General features: G+C 45.4%; 10 protein-coding genes and 1 riboswitch. Of the genes, 3 read left to right on the top strand and 7 right to left on the bottom strand.

From position 1 onward, the window contains the following. Window positions 1–36: 36 nt before the first annotated feature. The 7 genes from L2744_RS11145 to L2744_RS11175 form a co-directional block, all read right to left on the bottom strand. Entirely contained in the window at window positions 37–1,752 is a 1,716-nt protein-coding gene (locus tag L2744_RS11145; RefSeq protein WP_248991973.1) for a proline--tRNA ligase, read from the bottom strand. A 141-nt stretch (window positions 1,753–1,893) separates the two neighbouring features. Next, a complete protein-coding gene (locus L2744_RS11150) occupies window positions 1,894–2,550 on the bottom strand; it encodes an acyltransferase (RefSeq protein WP_248991974.1) in 657 nt (218 codons plus the stop codon). Beyond that, window positions 2,551–3,285, bottom strand: a complete 735-nt coding sequence (tsaA, locus tag L2744_RS11155; protein ID WP_248991975.1) for a tRNA (N6-threonylcarbamoyladenosine(37)-N6)-methyltransferase TrmO — start codon at window positions 3,283–3,285, stop codon at window positions 2,551–2,553. It lies immediately after the preceding gene. Window positions 3,286–3,464: 179 nt separating this feature from the next. Further along, complete coding sequence (gene rcsF, locus L2744_RS11160; protein ID WP_248991976.1) at window positions 3,465–3,845, bottom strand: Rcs stress response system protein RcsF; 381 nt, start codon at window positions 3,843–3,845, stop codon at window positions 3,465–3,467. 76 nt (window positions 3,846–3,921) lie between these two features. Then, window positions 3,922–5,229 (bottom strand): amidohydrolase family protein, encoded by a 1,308-nt coding sequence (locus tag L2744_RS11165; protein ID WP_248991977.1) that lies wholly within the window; start codon window positions 5,227–5,229, stop codon window positions 3,922–3,924. After that, entirely contained in the window at window positions 5,229–8,354 is a 3,126-nt protein-coding gene (locus tag L2744_RS11170; protein ID WP_248991978.1) for an amidohydrolase family protein, read from the bottom strand. The genes L2744_RS11165 and L2744_RS11170 overlap by 1 nt, the downstream gene beginning before the upstream one ends. Window positions 8,355–8,571: 217 nt before the next feature. Continuing rightward, window positions 8,572–8,964 carry an H-NS histone family protein gene (locus L2744_RS11175; RefSeq protein WP_248991979.1) on the bottom strand — a complete coding sequence of 131 codons (393 nt, stop codon included), beginning with the start codon at window positions 8,962–8,964 and terminating at the stop codon, window positions 8,572–8,574. A gap of 309 nt (window positions 8,965–9,273) precedes the next feature. Between L2744_RS11175 and L2744_RS11180 the strand changes: the two genes are divergently transcribed. The 3 genes from L2744_RS11180 to L2744_RS11190 all read left to right on the top strand — a co-directional run bounded on the left by L2744_RS11180 (window position 9,274) and on the right by L2744_RS11190 (window position 12,889). Continuing rightward, the gene (locus L2744_RS11180) at window positions 9,274–10,023 is read left to right on the top strand and encodes an electron transfer flavoprotein subunit beta/FixA family protein (protein WP_248991980.1); all 750 of its coding nucleotides are present in this window, start codon (window positions 9,274–9,276) and stop codon (window positions 10,021–10,023) included. Continuing rightward, window positions 10,024–10,950 carry an electron transfer flavoprotein subunit alpha/FixB family protein gene (locus tag L2744_RS11185; protein ID WP_248991981.1) on the top strand — a complete coding sequence of 309 codons (927 nt, stop codon included), beginning with the start codon at window positions 10,024–10,026 and terminating at the stop codon, window positions 10,948–10,950. Between the two features lie 95 nt (window positions 10,951–11,045). Next, window positions 11,046–11,242: riboswitch (Lysine riboswitch) on the top strand. A 78-nt stretch (window positions 11,243–11,320) separates the two neighbouring features. Then, on the top strand, window positions 11,321–12,889 hold the full coding sequence (locus L2744_RS11190) for a Na+/H+ antiporter NhaC family protein (RefSeq protein ID WP_248991982.1): 1,569 nt from the start codon (window positions 11,321–11,323) through the stop codon (window positions 12,887–12,889). Window positions 12,890–12,955: the final 66 nt, after the last annotated feature.

The following is a 12,955-nucleotide window of genomic DNA, read 5'->3' on the forward strand; positions in this document are numbered from 1 at the left end:
CGTTTTACCATTCTATTCGAGTTGAATTAAGGCTTATTAGCCTTTGACTGCGTTTTTCAGGAAGTCGAGCAGTTGATCGAATGGGATATCTTGTTTTTCACCGGTGCGGCGGTTTTTGTATTCAAATACGCCAGCATCGATATTGCGATCGCCAATTACAACAGTATGTGGGATACCTATCAGTTCCATATCGGCAAACATCACACCTGGGCGTTCTTTACGATCGTCCAGTAACACGTCGATACCCGCTTCGCTTAAGTCTTTGTATAACTGCTCAGCGATATCGGTTACGCGGTGCGATTTGTGCATGTTCATTGGCAGAATGCCCACGCTAAATGGTGCAATCGCTTCTGGCCAAATGATGCCACGGTCATCGAAGTTTTGCTCAATGGCTGCTGCCACAATGCGGCTCACGCCAACGCCGTAACAACCCATTAGTAGCACCTGTGACTTACCGTTTTCGTCAAGTACAGTCGCGTTCATCGATTTAGAGTAGTTAGTGCCCAGTTGGAAAATATGACCCACCTCGATACCGCGTGCCATAGCATAAGTGCCTGAACCATCGGGTGTTGGCTCGCCTTCGACTACGTTACGAATATCGGCAACCTGTGCTGTTGGTAGATCGCGTTCCCAGTTGATACCAAAATAATGTTTGTCATCAACGTTTGCACCAGCGGCAAAATCACTCATTACGCTAACGCTGTGATCGATAACGATAGGGATTTTAAGACCGATAGGGCCAAGTGAGCCAGGACCTGCGCCAATGGCATCACGGATCAGGGCCTCTGGCGCCATTTCCAATGGTGATGCGACTAAATCTAACTTGTCGGCTTTGATTTCGTTGAGTTCATGGTCGCCACGAACAATCAATGCTACCAAAGGAGTCGCTTCAGTTGCGCCCATTACGATTAACGTTTTGACTGTCTTAGTGATATCAAGATCAAACTGCTCAACTAATTCAGCAATCGTCTTCGCATTTGGCGTATCGACTAAACGCAATTCTTCGGTTGCTGCGCCGCGTGGTTCAGTTGGCATAGGTGATTCGGCTTTCTCAATGTTAGCCGCGTAATCGCTGCCCGTTGAGTAAGCAATTAAATCTTCACCGCTTTGTGCCAGTACGTGGAACTCGTGTGACATGCTGCCACCGATTGAACCTGTGTCAGCTAAAACTGGACGGAAAGCTAAACCCATGCGCGATAGAATGTTGCTATAGGCTGTGTACATGGCCTCATAGGTTTCATTCATGGTATCGACATCAAGATGGAAAGAGTAGGCGTCTTTCATCAAGAATTCGCGTGAGCGCATCACACCAAAACGTGGGCGAACTTCATCACGGAATTTAGTTTGGATTTGGTAAAGGTTCAGCGGTAATTGCTTGTATGAGCTGACTTCTTTACGAATGATATCTGTGATCACTTCTTCGTGGGTTGGGCCCAGTACGAAGTCGCGATTATGACGATCTTTAAAGCGCAACAGTTCAGGACCAAACTTTTCCCAACGACCCGTTTCTACCCACAAGTCTGCCGGCTGTACCATAGGCATTAGAATTTCAATTGCACCGGCTTTGTTCATTTCTTCACGAACAATGGCTTCGACTTTACGCAATACGCGCAGGCCTGTGGGGAGGTAGCTGTAAAGGCCCGACGCATTACGACGGATCATGCCCGCACGTAACATTAATTGATGACTAATGACTTCTGCGTTGGCAGGAGTTTCTTTCTGTGTTGATAGCAGGTACTTGCTGACGCGCATTACCGATGTCCAAATTTGAGTTGAATGGTCGCCATTTTATCACCTGCTCTGATGATGTCACCTAGGGATTTAGGTTAAATTCAACTAGCTGGGAGACAAATAGCATTTTTGAGAAGATTACTGAGGCAAAGGAAAGCGATTTTACCGGCGATTTGTGCTGGTCGATTTAGCTTTATCGCGCCTATCGCCAATCACTTTGGCGGGGTTGCCCGCCACTATCGCCCAGTCGGGCACATCTTTAGTCACTATGCTGCCCATACCGACCACGGCGTGATCGCCAATGGTCACACCATCGACTATGCCTGCCTGAGCGCCAATCCACACATCTTGACCTATGATAATGCCCTTGGAGTTGGCAGGCTGTTGATAGATGGGCGTATCGGGCGCCATGCCATGATTGAAGGCGTAAAGAGTGACATTATTGGCGATGCGGGTCTGGCTGCCAATCTGAATACCGACTCTGCCGCCATCGAAGGAGCAACCATGATTAATCGCCACTTCGTCCCCTAGCGTGATAGGCCCGTGTAAAAAACAATCGGCGGCGATCATGCAACGATTACCCATGCGGATATCACGATTGGGTTCGGCAAATAACTGGGCTTCGGGGGCGATAAAGCATTGCTCGCCGATAGTTATTGTTTCGAGGGCGCAAAGTCTTGCTTGAGTATCATCCTGCCAAGGTTTTGCCCAGACTAAATGTTTCTCTTTTAAAGAAAAATACAACCATGGCATCCAAGAAAGACGCTTCTTATGTTGGCGTTGATAATCAGGCTCTGATGAAGGCGTTAGCGCGGACATTTAGCCACATTTCCCCGGTTTGAGTTCTAATACCAAGATGTATTCTTGATCATTGTCATCGACCGCCATTTGCCAGAAGATATCTAAATCATAGAGGGCGACTTGATATAACTTAGGATCGTCCTTGGCTTTTTTGTAGGCTGGGCGCGGATCTTGTCCCAATACTCCACGGATAAGTACGGCTAAATCTGTGTAGGTTTCCTGCTGGGTATAATGTTCAATCTGTGCCTTGGCATTATCGGAATACACCACTGAAATCAGTTTAGGCGCGTCTTGGGCAATCCCGCCAATCGCATCGACAATTGAATCCGAAAAGGGAATATAGGGCTTAATATCGATAATCGGCGTACCATCGACGAGATCCATGCCGGAAATTTCGAGACACACTTTGCCCTTGCGTTGCACTACGCCATGCAATTTGACCACAGATTGACCTATGCCATTGGGGCGAAAAGTGGAGCGAGTAGCGAACACGCCGAGTTTTTCATTACCGCCTAATCGTGGTGGCCGCACTGTGGTTTTCCAACCTTGGGCAAGATTCTCATGGAAACAAAACAGCAACCAGAGGTGGGAATATTGCTCTATGCCACGCACCGCATCGATATGATTCACATGGGGCTCGAGTTCGACATAGCCGCGTGCTTCAACGAGTCCCGGTTGTCTTGGAATGCCAAACTTTTGTTTATAGGGCGTGCGGCATATCGCAACGGCGACAATTTGGTTGGTGAATGTCATGCAAAAAATTACCTAAAGGGTAAGTATAACAACCGCTTAATCTCATTATTAAGAGTTCATCTTTGTGCGCTAATAATGCAGCGTTGGTCATGAAGCGTTAGCCATTAAGCGGTTGATAGGGGCAATCTTAGATCATTATAGGATCACGCCGCGAGCAGTATGCTTAATATGCGTGAGGCTTACTCTGTTGTAGCCGTTTTTACTGCTTGACCAACGCATAGTGCGCGGCTAATACAACCTTGGGCGGCTTCTTCAAAAATGACACATTGTTTGATGATAATACCGTTCGCACCTTTATCCGCGGCAGTTCTACGGGCTTCGGTTCTTGCATCGGCTAGCGATGCGGGCACAGCATTAACATCGGCTTGGCAAGATTCGCCTTGCACTAAACCTTTTAATTCATAATGGCCTTTAGGCAGGGTATCACCTTCGTAGAGGGTGACATCGGATGCCTTGAAGTAGTCATTAATCGCCTCACCGTCCAAATTACTGTTAAAACTGTAATCGCTTGCACAGGCACTGAGCAGTAACACTAATGCACTTGAGAGGATGATTTTCATGGTTTGACCTGAGGTTGAGGGAAAATTGCGTAGTCCAGTGGACTGCGCGATACGATATTATTTATCTGAGCAAATTCTACCGCTTAAGGTACTTTTGATAAAGCTGCTGATGACGATTATTCAAATCTATCTGCCGGCCATCAATCCACATAGCTTCGATTTTGTTGGTCATGGGATCGAGAATATCCCCCTCAGAAAGCACTACACTGCCTCGATAACCTACGGCAATAGCCCCTAGGTCATCAATACCTAAAAGTGTTGCAGCATCTAAGGTTACTGATTTAAGGGCTTGCTCAGGCGTTAGGCCGTAGGCCGCGCTATAACCTGCGGCATAGGGCAGGTTACGGCTATCCCAGTCCGATGAGAACCCAAGAGCGAAGGGGATTTGTGCATTAGTGAGTAAAGATGGAATTTTAAAGGGTAAATCTATGGGTTCATCTTTACGTTTGGGCAGGCTGAAGGTGTGGGGATAAATGACACTCGCCTTAACTTCCCTAAGGCTTGAGGCTAAACGCCATGCATCATACCCGCCGACAATCACCAGTTTGAATTGGTATTTTTTAGCCAGAGCAATAACCTGCTCAATTTGCCCAACACTATCGGCATGGGCAAATAGGGTCGCTTTGCCTTGGTATAGTGGCAACATGGCCTGCCAGCGTAGATTATGAGTTGCGGATGTCTCATCTTTACCTATGGCTTTATCACTTAAGAAGTAACGGTAGCCATCTTCAAAGGCGATATTGAGCTTATTGATAGCGTCTTGATTTTTCTCTATGACCTTGATTTTTTCCTTGTCATCCTCTGGCATGCGTTTGATTTGCGGCCAATAGACATGGAATTGTGCTGTGCTGGGGGTGAGCGCATCTTCAATCGTCCAAGCGTCGAGGTTTACAACGACAGATTGCCCCGCTAAACCCTCACCACTCGGGACGATTTGGGCATGGGTTATGCCGTTGTAGCGAATCGTTGGGATCAGTTCTGAGTCTGGATTATAGGCACTGGCGGCACTGATATGTGGATTGATATCTCCCACCTCGGCTTTATCGACCGTTGGGCGGCTCATGTCAATTTCAACTAAACCTAGGCTAGTATCGAGGGCAATAAGGCCGGGATATAAGTGTTTACCGCTGGCATCGACAATTTGAGTCTCGTTAATTTCTGCCGTAGTGGGCGTCGAGTCTAAGTGGGAGCCCACCGCTGTAATTTTGCCATTTTCAATCAAAACGTCAGTATTGCTGAGCACGCCTTGGCTAACGGTGTGCACGGTAGCGTTTTTAATCAGTACGTTACGACTTTGTTTTGGTGCGGGCACTATATCGTTGGCGATGACGGGCATTGCCACCATTAACATCGTAAGAAGGAGTGTCGTTGGTAAATATTGCATTATTGTGCTCCCTGATGATTGTGGCCCCAGGCATTATACTGGGTATCGCAGTGCCATTGTGGCTCGTTTAGCGGTGTGACTTTTTCACCGGCTTTAGCTTTATCATCACTATTGAGAATTTTTTGAATAAGCGCTGCGCGCTCGTTCACCACGGCTTGCTGGGCGAGTTGGTCTTGGTCGCGATCAAAATAGCGTTTACCTTCCACCCATGCCTGAGTCACTTTGGCGTAAATTGACAGCGGTTCAGCGTTCCATAGGACGAGATCGGCCATTTTCCCTGGGGTGAGTGAGCCAACAAATTCATCGACTCTTAATTGCTTAGCCGGGTTTATCGTGACCATGTTCCAAGCATCTTCCTTCGACATATCACAATACATCATGGACTTAGCCGCTTCTTGGTTGAGTCTGCGCTGCATTTCATAATCATCGGAGTTAATGCTAGTGAGTACTCCTTTGTTTTGCATCAGGCAAGCATTTTGGGGAATGGCGTCATACACCTCGAATTTATAGGCCCACCAATCGGCAAAGGTGGATGCGCCCGCGCCATGGGCCGCTAGTTCACTCGCCACTTTGTAACCTTCGAGTACGTGGGTAAAGGTTTGTACTTTAAAGCGATAGGCCTCGGCTAAACGTAAAAACATCAGAATTTCAGATTGTACATAGGAGTGAATATGCACATCTCGTTGCTGTTTTAAGACTTCGGCTACCGCTTGAAGACGGTAACTTGGGCGTGGGGCAATGGCTTTTTTCTTATCGGTTGAACGCAGATCATCATAGGCTTTTAAGACCTTTTCATAGGCAAGTGCGGCATCGAAGGTTTCTTCGAATAATGCTTTAACCCCCATGCGAGTTTGCGGGAAACGCTGCACAAATTTTTCACCCCAATTGCTTTGTTTAACATTTTCACCTAAGGCAAATTTAATACTGGCAGGCGCATTGGCAAATTTAAGTTGTTCTGCACTCTCGCCCCATTTCATTTTAATCAGTTGGGATTGACCGCCAATAGGGTTCGCACTGCCATGGAGTAATTGCGCGCTGGTGACGCCACCGGCTAAGGCGCGATAGATTGAGATATCTTCGGGATTAATGATATCGCCAATACGCACTTCTGAGGTGACCGCATCGGTACCTTCGTTTGTTCCACCATTGATGGCGATATGGGAGTGCTCGTCGATAATCCCCGCCGTAAGGTGCTTACCCGTAGCATCGAGCACTTGATAGCCTGAAGGTGTGCTTAGTTGCTGACCCACTTTTTCGATACGACCATTAGCCATCAAAAGATCGGCATGTTCGAGAATCCCTTGTTTATCCGATGTCCACAGGGTGGCATTTTTGATATGCAGCTTCTCGACTTTTGGTGCCTCACTGAGTCCATAAGCCACATTGGGGAAGGTGAGTTGACTCACGAGATTTGCGCTGATATCCACTTTGGTTGATTGTTTGTGTTCTTGGTCGGTAGCAGACATTGCACTTTTAGCCGTTGCTGCGCTTTTAATTGTTGCTGCGCTTTGAACGATAGTCACACCTGCTACATTAGTGGTGCGGCTTTGTGCATCGACCATGCGGCCTTGGATCCCATCTGTGCCTAACCATAGGGTGAAACGGCTGATCCCAATGATCCCCGCGCTGCTAAGATCGGCATTGAAGCTGAGTCTGCCATTATCCTCTAACTTAATATGGGTAAGGGATATACTTCGCTCACCACTGCTTAGGGTGCCTTTAATACTGGAATCTCCTGCTTTTACTTCGGTTTTTTGCAGGGACAAATCTAAACTGAAGTTGTTAAAGCTGAGTTGATAATCACCGAGTAATTGCTCCTGCGATAGCGAGTTAATACTCTGTTCTTGGCCCTGCAGCCAAACACTATAAATCTGACCATCCTTAAAAATATTGCCTTTTGTAACAACAAAGTCAGCCATATAACCGGGAGCGAGTTTTCCTGCAAACTCAGCGGTGCCTATCATTTCGGCTGCTTGAGTCGTGAGCGCTGCGAGGGCTTTTTCTTCGGTTAACCCTTGGGCGATGGCTTGACGTAGGCGAGGCCAGAAGGCATCGCTTTTAATCCCATATTGGGTGAATGCGAAGGGAAGTTCTGCATTGGCAACGACGACGGGGTTTGTTGCCGCCCGTTCCCAATGTCTTAATTCTGCAAGGGAGACTTCGCGCTCAGCATCATCGGTTGCCACTTCGGGTGCTTGAGGATAGTTTAACGGCAGGATCAAAGGGTAATTAAATGCCTTCAATTCACTGATCCGGGCATATTCCTGACCATTTCCCAGTAAGTAGCCAGAGAGTTTATGCTCTTTAAGTAAATTAGCAGCACGGAATAGATCGTTAAGATTGTTGGTTTCAAAGACGATTGGTTTCTCGGTTAAATTATCGAGTTGCTCAAAGGCAATATTAAATTCAACTTGGCTACTCGTTACACCATTTACGGATTTGTTTTTATTTTGGTTATACCAGTTGGCATCGGCAAAAGTTTGTCTGATGAGCGCAATACTGCCCATTAATGAGTTCGGATAATCCTGCTCTGAACTTCCTTTATCAAACGCCATAAAAGGTTGACTGCGGGCACGATAAATCACTTCGTTAGCCGTTTTATCCGCTAAAGAGAGACTCACTCCTGTACCGCGAAAAATACCATCGAGTTTGCTAGTTTGGACGCTAGTAAAACCATTATTGATCCAGTCTTTGGCGCGTTCTTTATTCGGATAAACATAATTAAACCATTCTTTTTCAGAATGAATCGCCCCATTTTCGGCATTTCCACCGATACGTTTAATATCATAAACAGGGCGTGTTAGCCCAAGTTTAGGATATTCAAACTCAATCCCATAATCGGTAAAAGGATCGATAAATCCTGGATAAATGGTGTAACCCGTTAGATCGATTTGTAAAGCGGCAGCGGGGATATCACCCTGTTCAATAATGGCTTTAATTCTATTGTTTTCAATTAATAAAGTTGCATTATTGAGCCGTTTACCCGGAGAGATAATTAATTCTGCATGGGTAAGTGCCGTTAACTTACTTACAGGCGTTACCGGATTTGGCGCAGCGAATATCGTCTGGGATACTAAGCTGCTTATTATGCTGCAGCTTATTATTATCTTATTGTTTATCTGCATTTTTATTCAATTTTAAAAGAGTGGTGATAAAGAGTAACTTAAAGCGATTGTAAATACTAAGGTTGAATTGTAACGCAATTTTAGCGTTTACTTAGAAGGGAGAATTGTGTTTCTAGTCAAATTAAAGACATAAAAAAGCTCGCTTAAACGGCGAGCTTTTTTATGATACTCAGCAGCATGAACTAGGATTACCCTATTTACTGCGAGTTTGTATGGATTAGATTAAAAAATCATCCATAGAACGGCCTTTGTTGACTTCGTTCTTAAATACAGTTGGCATACGGCCTTGACCTGTCCACTGGATCATTTCACCGTCAACTTCAATTTGATATTTGGCTGGGCGAGGTGGACGTTTTTTGCTTGGTGCTTTAACTGCTACACCACCGAGGTCATCAATGGATAAACCGACAGCTTCCATTTGCTGACGGATTTCTTCAATCTTAGCATTACGAGCAGCAACAATTTGCTGTTCTTCTTCAGCCATTGACTCACGCTCAGATAAAATTTTATCGAGCTTTGAGGCTAAATCACGTAGATCTTCAATGCTGAGATCTTTTACCGCAGCTTTAAAACGACGCCCGTGAGTTAATATTTCTAAAAAATCGCTCATATCTATTTTCGTCCCACTTTAATTTTTAATACAGGATAATGGTGAACAACCTCTAAATGATAGAAACTAATAGACCTCGAATCAAATAAAATTACGCAATATAGCGAAATTAAATATTATTTAAATTTTGAACTTTTCTATATATGGCTAATAGATGTTCAAAAAGTGGTCAGTACACTGTATCAAAAAATGCAAACAGTCGTTTGAGTTTGATTGACGTTAACGTCAACAGGACGTAAAGTTGCTCTATCTGCATTGGTTGTTGCCAATGTTTTGTCCATGTACATGAAAGTGTAGGAAGGAAACCCTATGAAAGTATTGGTGCCTGTTAAGCGTGTAGTTGATGCCAATGTGAAGGTCAGGGTCAAAGCTGACAACACAAGCGTTGATACCGCAAACCTAAAAATGGCGTTGAACCCTTTTTGTGAGATCGCAGTAGAAGAAGCCGTTCGTTTAAAAGAAGCGGGCAGTGCTACTGAGGTGGTGGTCGTGAGCATTGGTAATAAAGCTGTTCAAGAACAACTGCGTACCGCATTAGCTCTCGGCGCAGACAGAGCAATTCATATCGATACTGAAGATGATTTAGTTCCAGTTTCTATTGCTAAGCTACTCAAAGCGGTACAGGAAAAAGAACAAGCAGAATTAGTGATTTTTGGTAAACAGTCCATTGATGGTGATAACAACCAAACGGGACAAATGTTTGCAGCCTTGACTGATATGCCACAAGCCACGTTTGCATCACAAATCAAAGTTGATGGTCATTCTGTGCAGGTCACCCGCGAAATAGATGGTGGTATGCAGACGCTGAATTTACCCTTACCCGCTGTTGTTACCGCCGACTTAAGATTGAATGAACCTCGTTATGCTTCTTTACCCAACATAATGAAAGCTAAACGTAAGCCATTGGATGTGATGACTGTCGCTGATTTAGGCGTGACGTTAAAAAATCATCAATCAGTGGTAAAGGTAACGCCCCCTGCGGAACGCAAAGCTGGCATCATGGTAGCGTCGGTAGCTGAGCTAGTTGAAAAGTTAAAAAATGAAGCGAAGGTGATCTAAATGGCCATTTTAGTATTAGCTGAACATGATAATGCGGCGTTGAAACTCGATACGGCTAAGGTTGTTAACGCGGCACGTGCGATTGGTGATGAAGTCCATGTACTTGTTGTGGGTCACCAATGTGGCGCTGTAGTGCAAGCTGCACAGGCGCTACAAGGTGTAAGCCAAGTGTTAGTGGCCGATGCCAGCGCCTATGAAGCACATTTAGCTGAAAATGTAGCTAAACTGCTGGTGGATTTAGCCCCTCAGTATGGTCATATTCTTTCTGCCGCATCGAGCATGGGCAAAGACACCTTACCACGTGTAGCGGCGCTTTTAGATGTTGCACAAATTTCTGAAGTGATTGCCATCGTTAGTGCAGATACGTTTGTACGCCCTGTTTATGCAGGTAGTGCCTTATCAACGGTACAGAGCCATGATGGGATTAAAGTCATGACAGTGCGCGCCAGTGCATTTGATGCTGTGCCAGAAGGGAATAGTGCTGCTGTGACTAAGCTCGATAAAGTATTTGAAGCTAAGACACAATTTGTTTCTCAATCACTTACCGTTTCAGCGCGTCCCGAATTAGGTAATGCTGGCATTATTGTGTCAGGTGGTCGTGGTATGGGCAGTGGTGAAAACTTCGGTATGTTAGAGCAATTAGCCGACAAACTTGGGGCTGCCGTTGGAGCCTCGCGAGCAGCGGTTGATGCGGGTTTTGTGCCTAATGATTTGCAAGTGGGTCAGACGGGTAAAATTGTCGCGCCAAATCTCTATATTGCTGTCGGTATTTCAGGGGCAATCCAGCATTTAGCGGGGATGAAAGACGCTAAAGTCATCGTTGCTATCAATAAAGATCCTGAAGCACCGATATTCCAAGTCGCCGATTATGGCCTCGAAGCGGATTTGTTTGAGGCTGTTCCGGAGCTGATTGCAAGTCTAAGTTGATTTTATCTGTGATCTCGGTCACAGTAAGCGGCTTTGCGGTAGCATCTGCTTAGCCGCTTATGTTTTTATGTGCCTCACGCCCGTGAATGGGCGTTCTTAGAAGTAGAGGCGCGCCAAATATCAGTAGTGATCAGTAGGGTGATTCCGGTGATCGATTACGAAAGGATTTGGTGCCGAAGTGGTTGGATTTATCACGATCAACTGCTGGGGTTGTACCGAATAGGTGCAGCACTGCCATAGTATTTTCTAATATGGATATTGGAAATAGTTACTATGGAGCGCTACTGATAGGACAGGTGACCTGGGTATCTATTGCCTTTCCCCACCAGTTCAGTCGCCCTCCATTCGTATTTTGACGAAGAAATAATCAATGACTGTTATGAGTTATGCCGATTCGGCGCTTTCTTTGCTGCCGCCTGTGGTAGCGATTGTATTGGCGATTTTTACTCGCCGAGTCCTACTTTCCCTTGGATTAGGAATTGTAATTGGTGTTTTATTGCTCAATCAATATTCGCCCATTGCCAGTGGAGAGTTTTTATTTAGTAGCGTAAAAGGCCTTTTTTGGGCTGATGGCGCTGCGAATGCTTGGAATTTATATATTCTCGGTTTTTTAATTGTATTGGGAATGATCACGGCATTAATTACTGTTAGTGGCAGCGCCCGTGCATTCGCTGATTGGGCTCGTTTGCATATTCGTAATAAGCGCGATGCCAAATTACTGACCATGTTTTTAGGTTGCGTTGTTTTTATTGACGACTATTTCAATAGCTTAGTTGTAGGGTCAGTCGCAAAACCCGTGACTGATCGCTATTATATTTCCCGCGCTAAGTTAGCTTATTTATTAGATTCAACTGCAGCACCCGTTTGCGTTATTTCACCTGTATCTAGCTGGGGTGCTTATATTATTGCCTTAATAGGCGGTATTTTAACGGCCCATGGTTTTGCGGATTCTGGACATTTGAGCGTGTTTATTCAAATGATCCCAATGAACTTCTACGCTATTTTCTCTTTGCTATTATTACTTTGTGTGGCTTTTATGGGCCTCGATATTGGGCCGATGCGTGAGCATGAATTAAATGCCCAACGGGGGAATTTATACGATGAAACGAAAGGATTACCACCTGGCGCTAATACGGATTTACCCGAGGCTGAAACGGGTAAAATTCTAGGATTATTCCTGCCGATCACTGTGCTGGTATTCGCAACCTTATATTTTATGATTAACAGCGGCGCGCAGGTGCTCGCCACTGAAGGCATTGAGTTTAGTATTATTTCAGCCTTTGAAAAAACGGATGTGAGTTCATCATTATTTTTGGGTTCCCTGTTCGGGTTAGCCGTTGCTTTGGTGGTTAACATAGTACAAGGGGTTGAAAAGTCGATGATTGTAAAAGGCGTAGTGCAGGGCGCTCGCTCTATGCTACCCGCGATTTATATCCTGTTATTTGCTTGGACGATTGCGGGCATTATTGGTCAACTCGAAACCGGTAAGTTTATGGCGAGTCTAGCGACGGGCAATATTCCTTTTGCTTTCTTACCTGCGCTTATGTTTATTCTGGCGGGATTAACTGCGTTTTCTACGGGTACGAGTTGGGGTACTTTTGGCATTATGCTACCGATTGCGGCCGATATGGCGATGGGGAGTCATACTGGGATGATGTTACCTATGTTGGCCTCAGTCTTAGCTGGCGCGGTTTTTGGCGATCACTGTTCACCTATCTCAGATACGACGATTTTGTCGTCAACGGGCGCGAGCTGCCATCATATCGATCATGTGGTCACTCAGTTGCCCTATGCCTTGATAGTAGCTTTTATCAGCCTGATGGGATACCTAGTACTCGGGTTTACAGAATCGGTCAGTGCAGGTTTAGCGACCTGTAGTGTGTTGTTGGTGGTGAGTGTTATTTGGTTGAGAATAAAATCAACCGGCCCTGTGAAATAGTACGGAGTTTATTTGGTATAAAAAAATCAGCCAGCAATTGCTGGCTGATTTTTTATAGGACGAATA

This window comes from Shewanella profunda, from assembly GCF_023283765.1.
Classification (GTDB): Bacteria; Pseudomonadota; Gammaproteobacteria; order Enterobacterales; family Shewanellaceae; genus Shewanella; species Shewanella profunda.